Annotated in this window: 29 protein-coding genes; 27 read left to right on the top strand and 2 right to left on the bottom strand. The window is 44.8% G+C overall.

Annotated elements, in window-relative coordinates:
- Window positions 1–33 precede the first annotated feature (33 nt).
- The 26 genes from rplP to JNK13_03405 all read left to right on the top strand — a co-directional run bounded on the left by rplP (window position 34) and on the right by JNK13_03405 (window position 15,792).
- Window positions 34–366: a 50S ribosomal protein L16 gene (gene rplP, locus JNK13_03280; GenBank protein ID MBL7661755.1), complete on the top strand. Its 333-nt coding sequence runs from the start codon at window positions 34–36 to the stop codon at window positions 364–366.
- Between the two features lie 30 nt (window positions 367–396).
- Entirely contained in the window at window positions 397–603 is a 207-nt protein-coding gene (locus JNK13_03285) for a 50S ribosomal protein L29 (protein ID MBL7661756.1), read from the top strand.
- Window positions 604–633: 30 nt separating this feature from the next.
- Window positions 634–915, top strand: coding sequence for a 30S ribosomal protein S17 (rpsQ, locus tag JNK13_03290; protein ID MBL7661757.1), 282 nt, complete (start codon window positions 634–636; stop codon window positions 913–915).
- A gap of 37 nt (window positions 916–952) precedes the next feature.
- Window positions 953–1,321 (top strand): 50S ribosomal protein L14, encoded by a 369-nt coding sequence (gene rplN, locus JNK13_03295; protein MBL7661758.1) that lies wholly within the window; start codon window positions 953–955, stop codon window positions 1,319–1,321.
- Window positions 1,322–1,324: 3 nt separating this feature from the next.
- Window positions 1,325–1,711, top strand: coding sequence for a 50S ribosomal protein L24 (rplX, locus tag JNK13_03300; GenBank protein ID MBL7661759.1), 387 nt, complete (start codon window positions 1,325–1,327; stop codon window positions 1,709–1,711).
- A 32-nt stretch (window positions 1,712–1,743) separates the two neighbouring features.
- Window positions 1,744–2,280, top strand: coding sequence for a 50S ribosomal protein L5 (gene rplE, locus JNK13_03305; protein MBL7661760.1), 537 nt, complete (start codon window positions 1,744–1,746; stop codon window positions 2,278–2,280).
- Window positions 2,281–2,320: 40 nt separating this feature from the next.
- Window positions 2,321–2,722, top strand: a complete 402-nt coding sequence (gene rpsH, locus JNK13_03310; GenBank protein MBL7661761.1) for a 30S ribosomal protein S8 — start codon at window positions 2,321–2,323, stop codon at window positions 2,720–2,722.
- Between the two features lie 17 nt (window positions 2,723–2,739).
- Entirely contained in the window at window positions 2,740–3,288 is a 549-nt protein-coding gene (rplF, locus tag JNK13_03315) for a 50S ribosomal protein L6 (protein ID MBL7661762.1), read from the top strand.
- A gap of 22 nt (window positions 3,289–3,310) precedes the next feature.
- The gene (locus JNK13_03320) at window positions 3,311–3,673 is read left to right on the top strand and encodes a 50S ribosomal protein L18 (GenBank protein MBL7661763.1); all 363 of its coding nucleotides are present in this window, start codon (window positions 3,311–3,313) and stop codon (window positions 3,671–3,673) included.
- Between the two features lie 38 nt (window positions 3,674–3,711).
- Window positions 3,712–4,275 carry a 30S ribosomal protein S5 gene (rpsE, locus tag JNK13_03325; protein MBL7661764.1) on the top strand — a complete coding sequence of 188 codons (564 nt, stop codon included), beginning with the start codon at window positions 3,712–3,714 and terminating at the stop codon, window positions 4,273–4,275.
- Between the two features lie 19 nt (window positions 4,276–4,294).
- On the top strand, window positions 4,295–4,483 hold the full coding sequence (rpmD, locus tag JNK13_03330) for a 50S ribosomal protein L30 (GenBank protein ID MBL7661765.1): 189 nt from the start codon (window positions 4,295–4,297) through the stop codon (window positions 4,481–4,483).
- A 23-nt stretch (window positions 4,484–4,506) separates the two neighbouring features.
- Window positions 4,507–4,971 carry a 50S ribosomal protein L15 gene (rplO, locus tag JNK13_03335; GenBank protein ID MBL7661766.1) on the top strand — a complete coding sequence of 155 codons (465 nt, stop codon included), beginning with the start codon at window positions 4,507–4,509 and terminating at the stop codon, window positions 4,969–4,971.
- Between the two features lie 101 nt (window positions 4,972–5,072).
- Entirely contained in the window at window positions 5,073–6,422 is a 1,350-nt protein-coding gene (secY, locus tag JNK13_03340) for a preprotein translocase subunit SecY (GenBank protein ID MBL7661767.1), read from the top strand.
- A 30-nt stretch (window positions 6,423–6,452) separates the two neighbouring features.
- Window positions 6,453–7,010 carry an adenylate kinase gene (locus JNK13_03345; GenBank protein MBL7661768.1) on the top strand — a complete coding sequence of 186 codons (558 nt, stop codon included), beginning with the start codon at window positions 6,453–6,455 and terminating at the stop codon, window positions 7,008–7,010.
- A gap of 29 nt (window positions 7,011–7,039) precedes the next feature.
- Window positions 7,040–7,804, top strand: a complete 765-nt coding sequence (map, locus tag JNK13_03350) for a type I methionyl aminopeptidase (protein ID MBL7661769.1) — start codon at window positions 7,040–7,042, stop codon at window positions 7,802–7,804.
- 38 nt (window positions 7,805–7,842) lie between these two features.
- Window positions 7,843–7,959, top strand: coding sequence for a 50S ribosomal protein L36 (rpmJ, locus tag JNK13_03355; GenBank protein ID MBL7661770.1), 117 nt, complete (start codon window positions 7,843–7,845; stop codon window positions 7,957–7,959).
- 77 nt (window positions 7,960–8,036) lie between these two features.
- Complete coding sequence (gene rpsM / locus JNK13_03360; protein ID MBL7661771.1) at window positions 8,037–8,417, top strand: 30S ribosomal protein S13; 381 nt, start codon at window positions 8,037–8,039, stop codon at window positions 8,415–8,417.
- Between the two features lie 47 nt (window positions 8,418–8,464).
- The gene (gene rpsK / locus JNK13_03365) at window positions 8,465–8,893 is read left to right on the top strand and encodes a 30S ribosomal protein S11 (protein ID MBL7661772.1); all 429 of its coding nucleotides are present in this window, start codon (window positions 8,465–8,467) and stop codon (window positions 8,891–8,893) included.
- 58 nt (window positions 8,894–8,951) lie between these two features.
- Entirely contained in the window at window positions 8,952–9,578 is a 627-nt protein-coding gene (rpsD, locus tag JNK13_03370; protein MBL7661773.1) for a 30S ribosomal protein S4, read from the top strand.
- A 32-nt stretch (window positions 9,579–9,610) separates the two neighbouring features.
- The gene (locus JNK13_03375; protein ID MBL7661774.1) at window positions 9,611–10,639 is read left to right on the top strand and encodes a DNA-directed RNA polymerase subunit alpha; all 1,029 of its coding nucleotides are present in this window, start codon (window positions 9,611–9,613) and stop codon (window positions 10,637–10,639) included.
- 23 nt (window positions 10,640–10,662) lie between these two features.
- Window positions 10,663–11,172: a 50S ribosomal protein L17 gene (gene rplQ / locus JNK13_03380; protein MBL7661775.1), complete on the top strand. Its 510-nt coding sequence runs from the start codon at window positions 10,663–10,665 to the stop codon at window positions 11,170–11,172.
- Between the two features lie 13 nt (window positions 11,173–11,185).
- Entirely contained in the window at window positions 11,186–11,953 is a 768-nt protein-coding gene (locus tag JNK13_03385; protein ID MBL7661776.1) for an enoyl-ACP reductase, read from the top strand.
- A gap of 126 nt (window positions 11,954–12,079) precedes the next feature.
- The gene (locus JNK13_03390; GenBank protein ID MBL7661777.1) at window positions 12,080–12,685 is read left to right on the top strand and encodes a class I SAM-dependent methyltransferase; all 606 of its coding nucleotides are present in this window, start codon (window positions 12,080–12,082) and stop codon (window positions 12,683–12,685) included.
- Window positions 12,682–13,668: a glycosyltransferase family 2 protein gene (locus JNK13_03395; GenBank protein MBL7661778.1), complete on the top strand. Its 987-nt coding sequence runs from the start codon at window positions 12,682–12,684 to the stop codon at window positions 13,666–13,668. Before JNK13_03390 ends, JNK13_03395 begins: the two co-directional genes overlap by 4 nt.
- Window positions 13,668–15,338, top strand: coding sequence for a hypothetical protein (locus JNK13_03400; protein ID MBL7661779.1), 1,671 nt, complete (start codon window positions 13,668–13,670; stop codon window positions 15,336–15,338). The genes JNK13_03395 and JNK13_03400 overlap by 1 nt, the downstream gene beginning before the upstream one ends.
- A 13-nt stretch (window positions 15,339–15,351) precedes the next feature.
- Window positions 15,352–15,792 (top strand): hypothetical protein, encoded by a 441-nt coding sequence (locus JNK13_03405; GenBank protein ID MBL7661780.1) that lies wholly within the window; start codon window positions 15,352–15,354, stop codon window positions 15,790–15,792.
- Window positions 15,793–15,799: 7 nt separating this feature from the next.
- Here JNK13_03405 and JNK13_03410 read toward each other — a convergent pair whose 3' ends face one another.
- Complete coding sequence (locus tag JNK13_03410) at window positions 15,800–16,819, bottom strand: hypothetical protein (protein ID MBL7661781.1); 1,020 nt, start codon at window positions 16,817–16,819, stop codon at window positions 15,800–15,802.
- Window positions 16,820–17,024: 205 nt separating this feature from the next.
- Here JNK13_03410 and JNK13_03415 point away from each other — a divergent pair, with 205 nt between their 5' ends.
- Window positions 17,025–17,678, top strand: a complete 654-nt coding sequence (locus tag JNK13_03415; GenBank protein MBL7661782.1) for a hypothetical protein — start codon at window positions 17,025–17,027, stop codon at window positions 17,676–17,678.
- An 11-nt stretch (window positions 17,679–17,689) separates the two neighbouring features.
- On the opposite strand, the gene JNK13_03420 is transcribed toward JNK13_03415, so the two are convergent.
- The gene (locus tag JNK13_03420; protein ID MBL7661783.1) at window positions 17,690–19,558 is read right to left on the bottom strand and encodes a right-handed parallel beta-helix repeat-containing protein; all 1,869 of its coding nucleotides are present in this window, start codon (window positions 19,556–19,558) and stop codon (window positions 17,690–17,692) included.
- Window positions 19,559–19,625 lie beyond the last annotated feature (67 nt).

Below are 19,625 nucleotides of genomic sequence, written 5' to 3' on the forward strand. Positions count from 1 at the left end.
CACCTTGGCGGGAAAGAAACGCGTGGGACGAGCTTGGCTTTTGGTGATTTTGGACTAATGGCGCTTGAGCCAGCTTGGATTACAAATCGTCAAATTGAGGCTGCCCGTATTGCGATGACTCGCTTTATTAAGCGTGGCGGAAAAATTTGGATCAGGATGTTCCCAGATAAGCCGCTGACTAAGAAGCCTCTCGAAGTTCGTATGGGTAACGGTAAGGGCGCTCCGGAAGTATGGGTTTCAGAAATCCGTGCTGGCCGTGTGATGTACGAAATTAAGGGTGTAACTAAAGCAGTTGCTCAAGAAGCACTTGAGCTTGCGAGTGCTAAACTCCCAATTAAAACGAAATTTATTTCGCGAGTGCAATAGAAAGCACGGGGACTAACGAGGAAGAAGATTATGAAACGTAGTGTGGAAAAATCAGATCTAAGAGGGCTTGCCGCCGAAGACTTGGCTAATAAAATTAGCTCAATGCAAGAAGAGTTAATGAAGTTAAATTTCCGTAAGTCATCTGGTCAACTTGCCTCAGGTGTTCCAATGCGTAACTTGCGTCGCCGCATTGCACGGGCAAAGACGGTGCAACGTGAGGCTCGAACGCAGGCCTAGTTTTAGAGCGGATTAAACGCGGGGATATTTATGACAGTAACAACAGAAAATTCAGAAACAGCACGGGCACTAAAGAAAACCCGTGAAGGTTATGTAACCAGCAATAAAATGACCAAGACGGTGGTGGTCAGCGTATTAACAAAAAAACGCCATGCTGATTACGGAAAGTTTGTAAGCCGCACAAAAAAATACGTTGCGCATGATGAGCGTAGCGAATGCCAAGTCGGAGACCGCGTGAGAATCGTTGAGTCTCGTCCACTTAGTAAGACTAAGCGTTGGCGCGTGCAGGCAATCGTCGAGAAGGCAGTTTAGATTTTAGTTTAGAGTTAAGGCTCTTGAGGAGTTAGTCATGATTCAGACATTCACAAATTTGGAAGTAGCCGACAATAGCGGCGCCAAGAAAGTGATGTGTATTAAGGTGCTAGGCGGAACACGCCGTCGCTATGCGGGCATTGGTGACATCATTGTGGTCGCTGTAAAAGAGGCGATCCCCAATGGAAAAATCAAGAAGGGGGATGTGCACCGCGCTGTAGTTGTCAGAACTTCCCGCGAAGTCCCACGTGCGGACGGATCGTATATTCGCTTCGATGAAAATGCTGCAGTTTTAATTGACAAGCAAAAAGAATTAATTGGGAACCGTATCTTTGGACCAGTAGCGCGTGAGTTGCGGGGCAAAGATTTTATGAAAATTATTTCACTTGCACCGGAGGTGCTGTAGTTTATGAAACGCGGATCAGGGGAATTAAAGCCACGAGCTCAACAACTCACTGCGCTGAAGAAAGGCGATATGGTGATGGTCATTGCTGGTGGCAATTCTAAGACTAAAAAATTGCTTAAAGGTGAGCGCGGTAAAATTCTCAGAATTTTACCTAAGAATCAGCGTGTGATCGTTGAGGGCTTGAATATGATGAAACGTCATAAACGTGCACGAAACTCACAAGATTCTTCTAGCGTTGTCGTGAAAGAAGGTTCAATCGCACTTTCAAATGTAATGTTTTACAGCGAGAGTTTGAAACGTCCAGTGCGTTTATGCAGTCGCGTTCTTAACGACGGCAAAAAAGTTCGTGGCTATGTGAATCCAACAACTAAGAAATTTGAGCAAATTTAGGCTGAGAAGGAATATTATAAATCGAGAATTATATGGCACGCTTAACAGATAAATATAAAACTGAAGTAATTCCAGCGTTAAAAAAACGTTTTGGATACTCAAACGTTCATCAAATTCCTAAGCTTGAGAAGGTTGTGTTGAGTATGGGAGTTGGTGAAGCAGTGCAAAACCAAAAACTAATCGACAGTGCAGTAGCTGACTTAACAGCGATTACTGGTCAAAAAGCTGTGATTAAGCGTTCAAAGAAATCAATTGCAAATTTTAAGCTTCGTGCTGGTTTACCAATTGGGACTGCTGTGACTTTGCGCAAAGAACGCATGTATGAATTTCTCGATCGTTTTATCTCTACGGCATTGCCGCGAGTGCGCGATTTTAAAGGCATTCCTGCAAATTCTTTCGATGGACATGGTAATTACTCGATGGGCTTAACCGAGCAGCTTGTATTTCCGGAAATCGATACTGAGAAAACTACGATTCGTGGATTGAATATTACAGTTGTAACAACTGCAAAGAATAATGAAGAAGGGAAGGCGTTGCTAGAGGAGCTAGGGTTTCCTTTCAGGAAGTAAGCTGAACCAGGAGCTTTGACTGTAGCGAGTTTGAGGATAAATTATGACAACTGATCCGATTGGCACATTAATTACGCATATTCGTAACGCGCAAAATGCCGGGCATATTACAACAAGCTGTCCACATTCGCAGTTACGCGAGCAAGTATTAAACGTGCTTAGAGACGAAGGCTTTATTGATAGCTATGAAGTTTACGATAGCGGCCGCAATAAAAAGCAATTAAAAATTGGTCTTAAGTATGAACGCGCCGGGTTGCCGGTGATTAAAAATATTGCGCGAATCAGTCGCCCCGGAAAACGTATGTATGTTCCGACCGACGAAATTCCTCGCTCTCACAGTGGATATGGAGTGGTCATTCTCTCTACGTCCCAAGGTATTATGTCAGACCATCAGGCGCGCAAGCGTGGCATTGGTGGCGAAGTATTGTGTTCTGTATTCTAAGTTAGGAGATTCGTGTCATGTCACGAGTAGGAAAACAACCGATTGTATTGCCGCAAGGCGTAAAAGCTACCATTGCTGGCCAACTACTGAAAGTTGAGGGACCCAAGGGCAAGCTGGAGCGTACTGTGCGCCCTGAAATTAAAGTCGAAATTAAGGACGGGCAAATCACATTTGCAAGATTTAACGACGTTAAGACCGTGCGTGCATTTCACGGTATGGAGCGTGCGTTAGTTAACAACATGGTCAAAGGTGTCTCCGAAGGATTTTCTAAAGAGCTTCAGTTGATCGGCGTCGGTTATCGAGCAGATCAGAAAGGGAATACCTTTAATTTCGCCCTAGGTTATTCGCACCCAGTAGATTTCCCATTGCCTGCAGGAATCAAGGGCAGTGTGATTAAGGATAATCGTGATACTTATGTAAAAGTTGAAGGCGCAGATCGTCAGCTTGTCGGTCAAATTGCCGCCCAAATTCGTAGCCTCCGAGCGCCAGAAGTCTATAAGGGTAAGGGAATTCGCTATAAAGACGAAGTGATTAGCTTAAAAGCAGGTAAGGCAGGTAAGAAGTAAATCTAATTTAAGTTGAGGCCATATGTTAAAGAGTAAAGCCGGAGAGCGGCGTGCAAAAAGATTAATCCGACAAGAACGTGTGCGTAACGAAGTACGTGGCACTGATTCGCGTCCGCGTTTGTGTGTCTATCGTAGTTTGAAATACACATACGCCCAGATTATCTCTGACGAAACTAACCGCGTAGTCTGCACTGCATCGTCTAAAGACCTAACAACGAAATCCAAAGGCTCAGTTGAAGCGGCAAAAGCTGTTGGGCAAAAGATTGCTGAAGTTGCAAAAAAATCTGGCGTTGAAAACGTTGTTTTTGACCGCAATGGATTCTCCTATCACGGGCGAGTCAAAGCGGTTGCTGATGCAGCACGTGAAGCTGGACTGCAGTTTTAAAGGAAATAATTCTCAAATATTGAGTTAAGGAAATACTTATGGGTGCAAATTACGAATGTCCTTCATATAAGCGCGTAGCGCCACAAGAGTGCGGAGAGCTTTCTGAAAAAGTAGTCTCTCTAAATCGCGTAGCTAAGGTAGTAAAGGGTGGACGCCGCTTTAGTTTTAGTGCGCTGGTAGTTGTCGGTGATGCCCACGGGCACGTCGGCTATGGATTAGGCAAGGCCAATGAAGTGCCTGATGCAATCCGCAAGGCCACAGAAGCTGCTAAGAAAAAATTAGTGCAGATTCCACTTGTTGGCCGCACCATCCCATTTGAAGTTGTAGGTTCTTATGGATCTGCAAGAGTTTTTATGAAGCCAGCTTCAAACGGAACAGGTGTAATTGCTGGTAGTGCAGTGCGTAGCATGCTTGAGCGTGTCGGGGTTCATGACATTCTTACTAAATGCTTTGGGTCGCGTAACCCTCACAATTTGCTGGCTGCTACAATCAATGGCTTGTTGCAATTAGAAGCACCAGAAGAAATCGCTCAACGCCGCACCAAGCAGTTGTCAGATTTACACGGAAAACGTTTTAAACAAGTAACGGAAGTTCGCGCTTAGTCGCTAGTTAGGAAAAGCTATGGCAAGTCAAAAACTCAAGGTCACACAAACTCGAAGTCACATTGGCCACAAACCAGAGCAGCTTAAGACCTTAACTGCACTTGGGCTTGGCCGGATTGGTAAGACTAAAGTGCTTACTGAAAATGCGTCTGTGCTAGGAATGCTAAAAGCAGTGTCGCATTTAGTTGATATTGAGAAAGCAAAATAACGAACTTATAACGTAGGACTTTTATGGCAAGTTTAAATTTATCTCAGTTAGCTCCGAACGCAGGTGCGCGTAAGAAACGCCGTCGTCTAGGAATTGGAGAAGGCAGCGGTCACGGTAAAACTTCAAGCCGTGGACAAAAAGGACAAGGCTCGCGCTCAGGCAGTGGAGTTCCACGTGGTTTCGAAGGTGGACAAATGCCCTTGCACCGTCGCTTACCAAAAGTTGGATTTACTTCTCAAAAGAAAATACGTGGCGAAAATTTATTCACACCGGTAGCGCTTAAGAAATTAGTTGAACTGTCTGCTGGCGTAGCTGAGATTTCCCTAGAAACTCTCTATCAATCAGGATTAGTTGGCTCGCGCACAAGTAAAATCAAAATTCTTGGTGGTTTCGAAATCGGCCGTAAAATTTCAGTCGAGGCGCATGCTTTTTCTGAGTCAGCTCGCAGAGCAATTGAAGCGACTGGCGGAGAGGCGCGCGTTAAGTAGAGCCTACAAAGTAGGGCTGATTTGCCTCAGTCTGCTGTTGCCATATCAATATTACCGAACAAGATTATTTCTGGTGAGGTTTTTAAGGGAGATTCAATAAAATGATGTCTGGGTTTGGTGATGCAACAAAAATCCCTGAATTAAGAAAACGTATATTCTTCACGCTCTTAATGCTTGTTGTGTATCGCCTAGCAGTTTTCGTTCCTACTCCAGGAATCGATGTCGATAAACTTAAATCTATGTTTGAACGTGCAGCAGGCACGCTTTTTGGTATCGCCAACATGTTCTCGGGTGGTGCCTTGGAAAATTTTTCCGTGCTTGCTTTGGGGATTATGCCCTACATCAGCATGTCAATTATTATTCAACTACTGACCACAAGCATTCCTCACTTGGAGGCGCTCTCAAAGGAGGGCGAGCAAGGCCGTAGAATTATTACTCGTTATACCCGTATCGGAACTGTTTTTCTGGCACTGTTTCAAAGTTTTGTAATTGCGCGAGGCTTGGAAAGCCAAGGCGTAGTGGCTGATCCAGGTTGGGGCTTTAGGCTTTTGACGATGATTACGCTCACAGCAGGCACTGCATTTATTATGTGGTTAGGTGAGCAAATCACAGAAAATGGCATCGGTAATGGCATGAGTATCATTATTTTCGCTGGTATCGTCGCCCGCGTGCCCTCATCGTTGAGTCAGACTTTTGCACTTGTCGGTACTGGCGAATTAACGCCTTTTGCCTTGCTTGCCTTACTGGTTTTCAGTGTTCTGACTGTCGCCCTAATAGTTTTTGTAGAGCGCACCTATCGCAAGATCCCCGTTCAATACCCACGCCGTGCTGTAGGTAAAAATATCATGCAAGCTAGCACGCAGTATTTGCCGTTAAAGTTAAATCTTGCCGGCGTAATTCCACCAATTTTTGCATCTTCAGTGTTGGTCGTGCCCGCAACATTCGCGCAATTTAGTAGCAATGAAAGTTTGCAAAAGCTTGCCAGCTATTTTCAACATGGCACTTGGGTGTATGAATCAATTTTTGTATTCTTGATTATCTTTTTTGCCTATTTTTATACCGCAATTATCTACGATCCTAATCAAATCGCAGATAATCTCAAGAAAAACGGCGGCTTTATTCCGACAGTTCGACCAGGGAAGGAAACCGCAGAATACTTGGACACGATTTTATCTCGCCTAACCTTTTGGGGCGGTATTTATATTTCTGTAATCTGTGTTGTGCCAATCCTTGTTTATGCCGAATTTAATGCTTCGCAGTTTGCCTACTTCCTCAGTGGCACTGCCGTGTTGATTATGGTTGGCGTAATGCTTGATACGGCCAATCAAATTCAATCACATATTGTGGCGCGCAACTATGAAGGCTTTTTAGCTAAGGGACCGGGAAAGGTACGCGGGGGACTAAGTCGTGCGATGCAGTCACGATCAGGTGGCCGCTTAATTCAGCGCTAACGTATTTTGTTCTAAGGGAGGACTCCACGAATGAAGCGTATAGTATTTCTTGGCGCACCCGGGGCAGGAAAGGGCACCCAAGCTAAGCTTTTAAGTGAACACTTTGCAATCCAACACATCAGTACCGGCGATATGCTTCGCCAGGCAGTTAAAGCTGGCACTGCGCTAGGTCGGGAAGTCCAAGTCTTGATGGAATCAGGTAAGCTCGTTCCAGATGCGCTGATGGTTAAGGTCATTGCCGAACGCGTTGCACTGCCAGACTGTGAGAAAGGCTATATTCTCGATGGTTTTCCTCGAACCGTGCCACAAGCTGAAGCCTTAGCGCAGATGCTCAATGGCGCAAAATTAACAGTTGTCCATTTCGACGTGAATGATGCTGCAGTGGCCAAGCGCCTACAAGCGCGCCGTGAATCGGAGAATCGCGTCGACGACGATGCTGCAGTGCAACTTGAACGCTTGCGAGTTTATCGTGAGCAAACTGCTCCGTTGATTAATCACTATCGTTCCAAAACGAATCTACTCGATATTGATGCCTCTGGTAGCGTTGAAGAAGTTTTTTCTGAACTTCTAGTTGCGCTTGAAAATTAAGAGGTATTTTTTTGGCTGCAGATTCACAGATACAATTAAAAACACGCGACGAGATTGAATGTTTGCGGCGCGCAAATGCAATCGTCTATGAAGTATTAATGACGCTGCAAGAGCTGGTGCGTCCGGGAATCACTACCAAAGAATTAGATCGCAAGGCCGAAGAGTTGACACTCAAGCATAAAGCACAGGCTGCTTTTCTGGGATATCCTGCGCACTCAAAAAATGTTGCGCCATTTCCAGGAACAATTTGTGCGTCAGTAAATGAATGTATCGTGCATGGAATCCCCAATGATCATCCACTTCGCGAAGGGGATATTTTAAGTATTGATTATGGTTGTAAATATCAGGGTTGGTATGGCGATAGTGCGATCACTGTCCCTGTTGGGCAGATTAATGCCCAAGCAAGTAAACTTCTCGAGGTTACCCAAAAATCACTAAATTTGGCGATTGAGGAGTGCCAGCCAGGTCGACGCATCGGGGACATCTCAAATGTGGTCCAGCAACATGTTGAAATTAATGGGTTTTCTGTGGTAAGAGAATTTGTCGGACATGGGATTGGGCGAAATTTACATGAGCCGCCACATGTGCCAAACTTCGGCCGGCCCGGCCAAGGAAGAATTATTCGTCCGGGGCTTGTCTTGGCCATCGAACCAATGGTAACAGCCGGTTCCTTCGAATCACGAGTACTCGCTGACGGATGGTCTGCTGTTGCTAAAGACGGTAGCCTTGCTGCGCATTTTGAGCACTCGGTTGCGATTACGGAAAATGGACCTTTGATTTTAAGTCGCCCATAAAAAATTATGAGTGACATTTGTAAGAGTTATTTTTGATTATGAAAGTTAGAGCATCGGTAAAGAAAATTTGTGAACACTGTCGCGTTGTTAAACGTCGTGGTGTAGTTTATGTAATTTGTCCACGTTCGCCAAAACACAAGCAACGTCAAGGATAGATCAACATAACTGAATTTTAGTTAGAGATTTTTGTACACGTTATTATTGAGAATTAGTTTAGGGGAATAGAAAGAGCATGGCTCGTATTGCAGGGATAGATCTTCCGCGAACAAAAAGATTAGAAATCGCACTGACCTACATCGTAGGTGTTGGTCGCCCATCGGCCAAGAAAATTTTATCGGATACAGGGATTTCTCCTGATATGCGCGTCTCAGATTTGACCGAAGATCAAGTCGGTAAGATTCGTCAATATCTCGACGCAAACTATGCGCTTGAAGGTGACGTGCGTAGACAAGTTTCACAAAACATTAAGCGCTTGATGGACCTTGGTACATACCGCGGATTACGTCACCGCAAGGGATTGCCTGTGCGTGGGCAGCGCACTAACACGAACGCCCGCACCCGTAAGGGGCCGCGTAAGGCACAAATCCCAGGTAAGAAAAAAGTTACTAAGTAGAAATTAAAAAAGATAATTAGCGAAAGATAAGATTTTAGGAGTTACGCATGGCCGAGGCAAATAAACAACAAGGTGGAACCCAAGCTGCTGGAGCGCAGGCCGGGAAAAAGAAACGCGATAAGCGCAAGAACGTTCCGCTTGGAATCGTTCATATTTACTCAACCTTCAATAACACAATTGTGACGATCAGTGACATGAGTGGTGGTGTGGTGAGTTGGTCAACAGCGGGAGCAAATGGATTCCGTGGCTCTAGAAAGTCTACGCCCTTTGCTGCTCAGGTGACAGCTACGCAAGCTGCTAAGTCAGCAGTTGAGCAAGGCATGCGCAGTGCCCAAGTTCGTTTAAAGGGTCCTGGTGCTGGGCGTGAGTCTGCTTTACGCGCACTCCAGGCTGCAGGACTAAGTGTTAGTTCAATTATTGATATTACACCTGTGCCACACAATGGTTGCCGTCCGCGTAAGCGTCGTCGCGTGTAGTTTTGCAAGTAGAGAAGATAATTTTTAAGGATATATAAAGTTTACTTAAGGAAATAATATGGCTCGATATACTGGACCAGTTTGCCGCCTCTGTCGTCGTGAAGGAGAAAAACTCTTTCTCAAGGGCGAACGTTGTTACACCACTAAGTGCACAGTCGAAAGACGTGAAGGATCGCCTGGTCAGCACGGCAAGATGAAAGGCCGCTTCTCGGAGTACAAAGTGCAGCTTCGTGAAAAGCAAAAAATGAAACGTATCTACGGCGTACTGGAACGCCAATTCCGTAAGACTTTCGGCTTTGCTGAAAGAAAGCCTGGCATCACTGGACATAATCTTTTGATCTCCTTAGAGGCGCGTTTAGATAATATGGTGCATCGTGCTGGTTTTGCTTCTTCGCGTCGTGAAGCTCGGCAGTTTGTTCAGCATGGACATTTCATGCTCAATGGAACACACGTAAATATTCCTTCAACTCAAGTTAAAGCTGGAGATGTAATTTCAGTGATTGAAAAGAGTCGTCCAGCGTTGCGCATCAATCAGTCGATGGCGCTTGGGGAAAGCCGTAAAATCCCTGACTGGATTGAACTTGATAAGGGTAATTTCCGCGCAACAGTTAAGTCATTGCCTGTGCGTAGCGATTTACCACAAACAATTAATGAACAGTTGGTTGTTGAATTATACTCTAAGTAATTTAAAGATTTTATTGATTAGGAAAGATAACCATGCAACGTAATATTCTCCGTGATTTGATTAAACCTCGCCGCGTTGAACACGAGGCGCCATCTGCGCGTTATGGCAAGTTTGTAGTTGAGCCGCTAGAACGTGGCTATGGCACTACTGTTGGTAATAGCTTACGCCGCATCATGCTGTCTTCGCTTCCAGGCGCTGCAATTACAGCGGTGCGGATTGAAGATGTGAAGCATGAATTCTCAACGATCACTGGCTGTGTTGAGGACGTTACTGAAATTATTTTAAATTTAAAGCAAGTTATCCTCGACATGGGGGATAAGGACATGGTGACTTTGCGTATCGATGCTCAAGGTCCATGTGAAGTAACTGCAGGCATGATTTCTGGAGATGTTAACGTCCGGGTGATTAATCCTGACTTTCACATCTGCACGCTTAACAGCGATGGAAAGCTGACAATGGAGTTGGTTGTTAAGTCAGGTCGTGGCTACGTTGTTTCTGAGTCAAACCTCGATGAAGATGCGCCACTGGGCACTATTCCTGTTGATGCTTTGTTCTCGCCAGTTCGTAAAGTTAACTATGTTGTTACTAACGCCCGTGTTGGTCAGCGCACAGACTACGACAAATTGACTTTAGAAATCTGGACCAATGGCTCAATCACTCCCGAAGACGCTTTAAAGGGAGCAGCTTACATTCTGCGTGATCAACTTTCAGTTTTCGTAGAAGCTGAAGATTTAGTTGTGCATGTGGAAGAAACACCGAAAATCTCCGAAGACCGACCACGTCTGAATGATCACTTGTTCCGTCGCATTGATGAACTTGAGCTTAGTGTGCGTTCGGCAAACTGCTTGGAAAATTCCAATATTAAGTATATTGGCGAATTAGTACAAAAGACAGAAGCTGAAATGCTTAGAACGAAGAACTTTGGTCGCAAATCTTTAAATGAAATTAAGGAAATTCTTACTGAAATGGGTTTAGGGCTGGGCATGAAGCTCGATAGTTTCCCAACTCGTGAAGAATTAGACCGCATGGCTGAGACGCAAATGGCTCAGGCGGCAATGTAATTAATATTTGGATGTAGAGTTTTATGAATCATCGAGTCTCTCTTAGAAAATTAAGCCGAACACCGTCGCACCGACGCGCACTATTTCGTAATTTAGCAACTGCCTTAATCATGAACGGGCGGATCGAGACGACTTTGCCGAAGGCAAAGGAGTTACGACGTATCGCAGATAAACTAATTACCTTAGGTAAGAAGAACACTCTGCATGCGCGTCGCCAAGCTCTTGCGCTTTTGCAACCGATTAATCGGGAAGTAGATCAAGCCACAGATAAGCGCAGCGCCGTGCATAAGCTATTTGTTGAGCTTGCTCCCCGCTACGTTGAGCGTGCCGGCGGATACACTCGCGTAGTACGTGGGCGTAAGGAGCCAATTGGCAAGCGCATGAATGGTAAGCGTCCCGGAGACAATGCGCAGATGGCTGTGATTGAATTTGTGGAAGAACAGTCCGCAGCTAAAAAACCAGCAAAGAAGAAGCGTGCTGTGAAACGTGCGCAAGCCACAACTGAAGCGGCAACTACCGAAGCAACTTCGTAATTAAGGAGCTCTTATGGGTTTGCTAGACGGCAAACGTGGCCTGATTTTCGGTGTTGCTAATCATCGAAGCATCGGCTGGGGGATTGCCGAGCGCGCGCGCAAGGAAGGCGCAACTCTCGGATTTACTTATCTTAATGAGTCTTTGGCTAAGCGTGTTTACCCTTTAGCTGAATCTCTCAATTCAGAGCTGATCCTTCAGTGTGATGTAAATAACGATGCTGAAATCGATAGCGTGTTTGCTGAAGTGCAAAAGCGTTGGGGCTCTCTCGATTTCATTGTGCACTCTCTTGCCTACGCAAGTGGGGATGATCTTAAAAACGAATTTAATCAAACCTCGCGCGAGGGCTTCTCCTTGGCAATGCAAGTTAGTGCCTATTCGCTACTGGCGTTGACCAACCGTGCAATTCCGCTAATGAAAGAAGGCGGATCGATTTTAACACTTACCTACCTTGGTTCTGAAAAAGTTGTCCCCAATTACAAGGTCATGGGCGTTGCAAAAGCTGCACTTGAAGCAACAGTTCGAGAACTTGCAGTTGATGTCGGACCTCGTGGCATTCGCGTAAACGCAGTCTCTGCTGGGCCAATTAAAACACTTGCCGCTTCAGGTATTTCGGAATTTAGACAATTACTGTCACATTTCGAAGGCCGCGCGCCACTAAAAAAACCAGTTACAATCGAAGATGTCGGAGCTGCGTCAATCTTTTACTTGTGCGACTTGTCTGCGGCAGTGACCGGCGAGATTACTTTTGTTGATTGCGGATTCAATGTTACCGCAATCTAAGTATTGCGGTTGCATGTAGCTTGTAATTCCTGGCTTAGGCTTCATTTTAGTGCAAGTAAAAGGGTAGTTTCAAGTTCAAGCCTAAGAGGGCTAGCCACGGTTACAACGAGGACTAATATCTTTAAGATGAATTACTCCAGCACAAATTTTGAGAAATATCAGACGAAAAATCCGGTCGTCAGAAATCTGATCGATAAATTTTTCGATAAAATTCGTGCCGCCGTTTATGAAAACTTGCCTCACGACGCAGCAAGAGTCTTGGATGCTGGTTGTGGCGAAGGCGAGACAGTTTCACAACTTGGCTCGAAACTTGAAAATCTGAACTACGTTGGATTGGACTTCTCGCTTGGTGCTGTAAAATACTCCGTGGCTCGCCACCACCAGAACCAAGCTACAAAATTCTTAAATAGCTCGATCTATAATTTGCCCTTTAGCGACCGGACATTCGACGCTGCTTTTTGCTTTGAGGTTTTAGAACACCTTGAGACGCCTGAAAAAGGACTTGCTGAGCTCGATCGTGTTACACGGGGCCCGCTGATCGTTTCTGTGCCCTATGAGCCTTATTTTCAACTGGGCAATCTAATGCGCGGCAAATATTTGCAGACATTGGGGAATCACCCCGAGCACGTTAACCATTGGAATCTCAGAACATTTAAAAACTTTTTACAGACACGTCGTAAAGACGTAAAAGTTACGTCTTCATTCCCATGGATTATTGGAGTCGCCAGATGAAACCAAGTTTAGTGAGCATCGTCATACCGGCTTTAAATGAACAAGAGTCACTGACTCCATTAACTGAAGAAATCGAGAAGGCTTGCAGTTCAACAACGCAATATGACTTCGAATTGATATTTGTTGATGATGGGAGCCGTGACAACACTTGGAAAGTAATGCACGAGCTTGCAGAAAAATATTCCTGGTGCCGCGCAGTCCGGCTTCGTAGAAATTTTGGAAAGGCAACAGCGCTTGCCGTTGGAATCGAATATGCCCGCGGTGAATATGTGATGACCCTCGATGCCGACCTCCAAGATGACCCGCTTGAGGGTATTCGACTACTAGGGAAACTAAGCCCCGAGATAGATTTAATCTGTGGTTGGAAAATAAATCGACGTGACTCATTTGGCCGCCGTTTTGCCTCAAAAATATTTAACTTTGTCACTGGGGCCGTGTTCGGCACAAAGTTGCATGATGGAAATTGTGGGTTAAAAGTCGGACGATCGGTTGTTTTCCGATCAGTGCCGCTCTACGGCGAATTACATCGCTATATTCCAATGATTGCCTCTGGTTTGGGATTTCGTGTCGCTGAAGACGGTGTAGTGCATCGTGCAAGGTCTTTTGGAAAGTCTAAATACGGGTTGGAGCGCATTTTCCGTGGAGCATTTGATTTACTCACGGCTACAATGATCACTAAATTTAGACAGCGGCCCGGACATCTATTCGGCGGAATCGGAGTCCTCTTTGGAATTGCTGGTTTACTAGTCTTGACTTATATGACGATACTTTGGTTTTTCGGTGTTCAACCAATCGGAACCAGACCGCTTTTCTTTCTTGGAATATTACTTTTAATTCTTGGCGTGCACTTTTTCTCTTCGGGTTTACTGGCAGAATTAATTTTACACCAAGGACAAAAGGGGGTCGATCGAGATGAAGCAGTGCTTGAAATAGCTGGCCTAAATCTTAAGCCAGTTGATATTGCGCGTTCAGGAGCGCGTTAATGTCAAAACCGTCTAGTAAATTTCTGATGCTTTCCCTCCTGGGCCTATTGCCCAGCCTACCTTTGGTATTTTTTGGATTTACCTCAAGTAATATTCAGTACCTAGATTACTGGGAAATTGTCGAAAGCATAATGATTAGCGGCTTCAGCTTCTCTTCGTTATTAGTATGGCAAAATGAGCATTTTGTCGGCCTACCAGTGCTGATTTATCGAGCGAATATTTGGCTGACAAATGGCACTCAGCACGGATTGTTGTATTGGGTGATGCTGGTAATGATCCTACAAGCAATCTTGATCGCCAAATTATTGATCGATCAATTCGAAAAAAAACAGCCTCATCCAAATAAATTTCTTACGATGGCCCTTGCGCTTTTAATTGGCGTGTTTGTTTTCCACCCAGCTAGTCTGCATTATTGGATTAAAAGTATGAGTGGAACGGCCTGGCTCACGGCAAATGTTTTTAGCCTCTATGCCATATTTTTTGCAGCCCGCGGTTTTGAACAGGAAGGACTAAAAGGTTTGTGCACTTTTGGTTTGGCGGCTGGCGCTGGAATTCTTGCAACACTGACATACGGTTCAAGTCTAGCTGTTTGGCCGGTTCTTGTTTGTATTTTTCTCTGTTCAAGACAGCATATGCTCGTTAGAGGTTGGCTGTTTGTTTTTGGTGCTGGACTACTATGCGTATACGGAATACTCTATCATCGCCCAGCAAAACATGACGCATTAGAATTTATTCCCTTAGTTTACGTGAAATATGCGCTGCAGTTTTTTGCCTCCCCCCTCAACGTAGATTTGACCCAGTCCATATACATTGGAGCGATTGTGGCGTTATTTGTCGTATATTGCGGGGTAAATTTTTGCGTACGCCTCTACCAACAAAACATTTCTGTTGAGCGTATGTGGTGGCTCGGAGTGTTGCTGTATGGCGCGCAAATTGTAGTCTTAATCTCACTCTCTCGTGCAGAGTATGGGGCTAAAAATCCCTTTGCATCCAGATATTTTAGTATTGCTGCTTTAGTTTGGATTGGAATTGTATTCGAAGCTGCCTATCGTATGCCGCGACTTTTTCGCGGTTGGACCATTATTTTGATTTTATGCTGGTATTGCTATCTATATACTTCGCACGGTTATATTATTGAAAATAATTTAAGTGCCGATACGCGACGGCGCGCCGGAGAGCAAATGATTCTAGCGCAGACTCCTCTAAAGGGCGGCTTAATTAGTGAAGCTTTGACGCGTAATGTGCAGGCATTTGAGCGGCAAAGTGCTTCGTTGCATAAGATCGGACATTATCCGTTTGGAGCTATCAGCGATGAATGCCCAAGCTGGGGAACGGGTCTTGATTATCAAAACTATCTCAAACAAGCTCCACAGATTGAAGTTACCCATGCACGTAAGAAAAGTAAGCGACTTAAACTTTATCGATTCAAGGCACCCGCTGAGCCGCAATCGGGATGTTTCGTCTTGATCAATGATCGCGGTCGCGCTGCTGGTTTTGGGACAACGCATGTGATTGATGATTTCAAAGCTAAATTTTTGACTCACCGCAGCGCTGAAGTTGAGTATTATAACTATGTATTTCAGCGGAAAAAGGCAGAAATTGTCGCTGCTTGTTATGCAAGTAAGAAACAGTTGATTTATTGCTTGCCAATTAAAACTACTCCTTCGTAAACTGAGCTCGAATATGAAACGATTACTTTTGCCTTGGACCTGCGTTTTTCTTTTTTTTGTAGCTTATGAATGGCTCTATCATGGAGTGATAATCATCTCGCTATACAAAGAAACGCCTTGGATGTGGCGCCCCCTCGGGCACCTCTATGGCACATGGCCGATTATCGTGCTTGGTCAGATGCTACAGTCATTTGCCTTCACCTATGCTTTTACTAAGGGCTACGAAGCAAAAGGAGCAAATGAAGGCATCCGTTATGGAATGCTGATTTGGACAATGTTTGAGGGGCATTATCTGGTGCTTTACTCGATACAGCCGATCACTCTAATCTTACTTTATTTGTGGCTAGTTGGTAGCTGTTTACAGTACGTTTTTGCTGGGATCATTCTTACTAAAGTCTACAAGCCTTCAATCGCTTTTGTTGAGGAAGAAATTCCTAACGCACTGCAAGCTTAGAGCACTTTTAGTTGCGATATCCGCCAAATCTTTGGTCAGTCTTTTTCAGTTTTGCGCAGTGTGAATAAATGCGCGTTCCAGCATAGATTTCAAAAGTCCCTTTGCCGCCCTTGAAGATGCTATTGGCGAGGGGCACACGCCAGAGCGATTGTCCACGATAGTAAATGCGATCCTTCGGGGAATTTTTTGTGACTTTAGCGGGAACTCGATTTTTAAATGAAACCACGTCAATTCCTGCTGGACTGCCTCCACCAGGTACGGCTGGTAAGCCAAGTGGTGACTTATTGTATTTTCCATCGGGCTTCTTTTTAATTTTAAAAGCACGCGAACCATTGTACTCGAATTCGCTGATTTGCATGGACACATTGATTGACGAATTTAGCGTTAATTTTGAGAAATCTAGGTCGACTCTGACAAGATATTTATCGATTGCGCTGCAGGCGTCTTTACGAATGCGCATTGAGGCTTGACCATAACTTGTTGGGTCTCCACCTCCGCCACCACCGCCGCCAGTTCCACCTCCGCCATAGACCTGCTCGCAAAGGCATTCTTTTGTGCAAGGGTTACATTCATTGCGATAGATTGAGCAGTAAAAATTGAAATAAAAAGATTGATTAAAAATATCACATTGACTTCCGCCACCACCGCCAGAACCGCCTCCCGTTCCGCCTGTTCCTTGTCCGACTTCAATCGCGTTGGTTGTTTTGCCGTTTTTCTTATAGAATACGGAATAGAGCCCTGCAGATGAAGCTAGAGCTTCAGGGACGCTAGACGTGATTTGCTTGGTTGTAACACGTCCGATTAAGCCAGTTGGCCCACGGAGGGTGAAAGAGCTTGCTTTTGAAATCTTGCCATTTGAAACATAGAAAAATGTAATACCGCGGCTAGCGTCAGCTGGAGTGAAGGTATAGCCATGCACATTATTGTCTGCTGGCGTTTCAATGGCGATTGGCTGAGCTTGTGCCAATGTAATGCCCATTGCGTAACTAGCTGAAATCGTTACAAGTGTTTTGAGGATTCTATTCATAATAACCTTTGTTGCTGATATTATTATGAATAGAACCTAGTGAACCGTGACCTTAGAGCTAAATCTCAGCCCCCCCCCTCAGGCTATCGTTTATAAACGAATCTTTGACGATTATCAGCGCATCAGATTGGAGTGGTAAGCAAGTCCATTATTATTGCATACTAATTCTCATATGTTAGCCAGTTGTTAGAAATATTAAGGAATTATGCGGGATCTACCAAAGCTCTTCTACCTCACACTTTTATTCCTCCTAATTGCTTTTTCTGCGCCTAACCTTGCCGATGCAGATGATCTTGAAGATACGCTCAGCGAAATAATTAAGAACACTCCTGGCTTTGCGGAGTTGATTGCTTGCAGTGAAGCGATTGAAGAGAATGAATCATGCGGTGAAATGATCTTCTCTGGTAGTTATACGATCGAAACATTTTGGAAACCGGGGAGCGTTAAGTTTGAACTCGGCTGTATCGAGAAGATCATTAACAGCGATAAATATATCATTGATTGCGATGAGGATGGGGAACCAGATCCGAATATTGATACATGGGTCCATATGCAATGGGATCTCCGTGGAACTTTCAACTGGTTAGATGAGAAATGTCAGAAGCAAACATTTACCTTCCGAGATAAACGTAACAATTGGATGCATTTCCCTGACGGTAAGGCTTTTGAAGGTCGCGGTGGTCCAAACGTCAAGGGTTGGAGTAGGTCGAGTAACAGCGGTAACATCGTTAACGAAAAAATCGGTGGTATCGACCCAGCAAAATGTCCACGTTGTGCTAAGGTTTGCAAGGCCCCTGCTAGTGCTGAGGGGACGCCAATGGTTTGCGTAGCAGAGAGCACTGGTGTTGAGTCATTTTAAGGACAGACAAATTATTTCACAGTGATTCTGCCGATTGATCGTTGTGATTGATTTCCGCCGCTATCTACGACTCGTGCCGTAAAGTTATATTTACCTTTTTTTCTCAGTCTGATCTTTGTCTTATAAATACTGCCGCTGCGCTTGAGTCGATAAGTCGACCGTGGTGTTGTAATCGTCACTCGTGCTATGCCATGATCATCGCTAACGTGCACCTCACAAAGAATCGTGCGATTTCTACGCAAGATTTTTGGAGAACATTTTGCTCTTGAAATTACCGGTGCCAAATCTAAGAAAGGTGGGTCGTCTTGGCCACCTGGAGGGACTAATTCAGAATTTCCTGACTCATAAGCACCAGGAGTGCCTGGTAGTGAACGTGTTGCTAGCGAAAGATCACGCGTAAAATGGTTCATAAGATTACCTTCAGGAGCTAGCGGTGCAGCAACACGGTCACCACCAGGGAAGTTTGGGATTAAAAATGTTGCGACCTCGAGTAAATTGCTGCCCAAGGTAGGCCTAAAATCGCCACTCATAGCGTTTATGAATTCCGGGATTGTCGTGCTAATTGTATTCTCACTAACTAATTGGGATTGATTGCAACTAGGATTTGTGGGCTGACAGCCACTAGTTTCTCCAATACCTAAACTAGCAGTGCCGGGTAGATTGTAAATTAAATTTCCTTTGATTTGCAGATTTTCGTCGCTACTGACCGGTCCAGGAACATTACTTCCCGGTAGCGCGCTTCGCGGTCCATAGATCGCAAAGTGTTCAGCTGCTCCTGGATGGTCTGCAGGATTAAAGATGATATTGTTATAGATCAAAACATTTTTATTGCCGATGTTTGCATAAGTTTCCCCGCCGTCGATAGTTGCAGTTCCCCAGCCACCTGAATCTAAGTGTGCTTGGCAAGTGCTACGATTGCCATCGCAAGATCTTCCACCAAAGACTACTTCAATTGTATGAGAGCGACTGCCCACGCGAAAAAGCGTATTATGGGCGAGCAAAATGTTATAGCCACCATTTACACCCAGCCCAGCTCCTTGTGTGTCGTGAATTATATTATTTATGACTTTAATGTCATAGGCTTCGTAGTGGAGCCACGGCGAAGTCATAAATTCGAAGCCCGTGCCTTGCCCAGCAGTAAAGCCTCCTGTGCCACAATTATATATTTCATTTGCTTCGACTCGAATGTATGCCGATCCGCCTTTTGCGTAGATACACCAGTCTTGGGCGTTATGAATTTTATTACGCAACACGTGACCGTATTGCACTGCTACGAAATCAATTGCATTGTCGTAAGCGCCGTGAATACTTGAATCTTCAATATAGATATACTGAGACTGATTTACTTTTAGTGCTTCGTGGGCAATTTGCTCGCCGCCATTTAGTTCGCAGTTTTTAATTAAGATATGGTCACAGCGCTCAAAGTGTAGCGCGTCCCCGGCCGGTTGAGGATTGATGATCAGGTCTATTAAATATAAATAACGCGTATCAAAGACATTTAAATCTCCTCCTAAAGTCACTGAACCTCGACCATGCAAGGCGCGGATTATGATCGGTGCCGTATATGTGCCATGCCTTGATTCGAGATAATTAGGCAATTCAGATTCAGTCAGCACGCCAGGTAATAGATTGATCCGAAACCCTGTTGAGAGTGTTTGGTTGATCGGGATCAGATTCCAAGCCCGCGTCAAAGTTTTAAATGCTTGATTTTGGTTTGTCCCGGCATTGCCATCATTGCCGGCAAGCGGATCTACAAAGTAGTCAACTACTGTCGGAGAACCGATTGCATAATTTATCGTCTCTAAGCTTTGCGCTAAGCAGTCGTGATGTATTGATAGGCACAGATAGCTTAGCAATAAGACGTAGTTTGTATACTTCACTCCTTTAGTATCGACAGAATTATTGATAGAGATGAGGACTCGCAAATAAGTGTCCGATTGCTTTATC

The organism is bacterium, assembly GCA_016786595.1.
In the GTDB taxonomy this organism is placed as follows: domain Bacteria; phylum Bdellovibrionota_C; class UBA2361; order SZUA-149; family JAEUWB01; genus JAEUWB01.

Excerpts from the sequence above, each read along its gene's own strand:
- rplX (MBL7661759.1), top strand. The coding sequence starts at position 1,325 with ATGAAACGCGGATCAGGGGAATTAAAGCCACGAGCTCAACAACTCACT.
- rpmJ (MBL7661770.1), top strand. The coding sequence starts at position 7,843 with ATGAAAGTTAGAGCATCGGTAAAGAAAATTTGTGAACACTGTCGCGTT.
- rpsQ (MBL7661757.1), top strand. The coding sequence starts at position 634 with ATGACAGTAACAACAGAAAATTCAGAAACAGCACGGGCACTAAAGAAA.
- JNK13_03385 (MBL7661776.1), top strand. The coding sequence starts at position 11,186 with ATGGGTTTGCTAGACGGCAAACGTGGCCTGATTTTCGGTGTTGCTAAT.
- JNK13_03390 (MBL7661777.1), top strand. The coding sequence starts at position 12,080 with ATGAATTACTCCAGCACAAATTTTGAGAAATATCAGACGAAAAATCCG.
- rplF (MBL7661762.1), top strand. The coding sequence starts at position 2,740 with ATGTCACGAGTAGGAAAACAACCGATTGTATTGCCGCAAGGCGTAAAA.
- JNK13_03285 (MBL7661756.1), top strand. The coding sequence starts at position 397 with ATGAAACGTAGTGTGGAAAAATCAGATCTAAGAGGGCTTGCCGCCGAA.
- JNK13_03410 (MBL7661781.1), bottom strand. The coding sequence starts at position 16,819 with ATGAATAGAATCCTCAAAACACTTGTAACGATTTCAGCTAGTTACGCA.
- secY (MBL7661767.1), top strand. The coding sequence starts at position 5,073 with ATGATGTCTGGGTTTGGTGATGCAACAAAAATCCCTGAATTAAGAAAA.
- rplN (MBL7661758.1), top strand. The coding sequence starts at position 953 with ATGATTCAGACATTCACAAATTTGGAAGTAGCCGACAATAGCGGCGCC.
- JNK13_03415 (MBL7661782.1), top strand. The coding sequence starts at position 17,025 with ATGCGGGATCTACCAAAGCTCTTCTACCTCACACTTTTATTCCTCCTA.
- rpsK (MBL7661772.1), top strand. The coding sequence starts at position 8,465 with ATGGCCGAGGCAAATAAACAACAAGGTGGAACCCAAGCTGCTGGAGCG.
- rplE (MBL7661760.1), top strand. The coding sequence starts at position 1,744 with ATGGCACGCTTAACAGATAAATATAAAACTGAAGTAATTCCAGCGTTA.
- rplQ (MBL7661775.1), top strand. The coding sequence starts at position 10,663 with ATGAATCATCGAGTCTCTCTTAGAAAATTAAGCCGAACACCGTCGCAC.
- JNK13_03395 (MBL7661778.1), top strand. The coding sequence starts at position 12,682 with ATGAAACCAAGTTTAGTGAGCATCGTCATACCGGCTTTAAATGAACAA.
- JNK13_03400 (MBL7661779.1), top strand. The coding sequence starts at position 13,668 with ATGTCAAAACCGTCTAGTAAATTTCTGATGCTTTCCCTCCTGGGCCTA.
- JNK13_03375 (MBL7661774.1), top strand. The coding sequence starts at position 9,611 with ATGCAACGTAATATTCTCCGTGATTTGATTAAACCTCGCCGCGTTGAA.
- rpsM (MBL7661771.1), top strand. The coding sequence starts at position 8,037 with ATGGCTCGTATTGCAGGGATAGATCTTCCGCGAACAAAAAGATTAGAA.
- JNK13_03345 (MBL7661768.1), top strand. The coding sequence starts at position 6,453 with ATGAAGCGTATAGTATTTCTTGGCGCACCCGGGGCAGGAAAGGGCACC.
- rpsE (MBL7661764.1), top strand. The coding sequence starts at position 3,712 with ATGGGTGCAAATTACGAATGTCCTTCATATAAGCGCGTAGCGCCACAA.
- rplO (MBL7661766.1), top strand. The coding sequence starts at position 4,507 with ATGGCAAGTTTAAATTTATCTCAGTTAGCTCCGAACGCAGGTGCGCGT.
- JNK13_03320 (MBL7661763.1), top strand. The coding sequence starts at position 3,311 with ATGTTAAAGAGTAAAGCCGGAGAGCGGCGTGCAAAAAGATTAATCCGA.
- JNK13_03405 (MBL7661780.1), top strand. The coding sequence starts at position 15,352 with ATGAAACGATTACTTTTGCCTTGGACCTGCGTTTTTCTTTTTTTTGTA.
- rpsD (MBL7661773.1), top strand. The coding sequence starts at position 8,952 with ATGGCTCGATATACTGGACCAGTTTGCCGCCTCTGTCGTCGTGAAGGA.
- rpmD (MBL7661765.1), top strand. The coding sequence starts at position 4,295 with ATGGCAAGTCAAAAACTCAAGGTCACACAAACTCGAAGTCACATTGGC.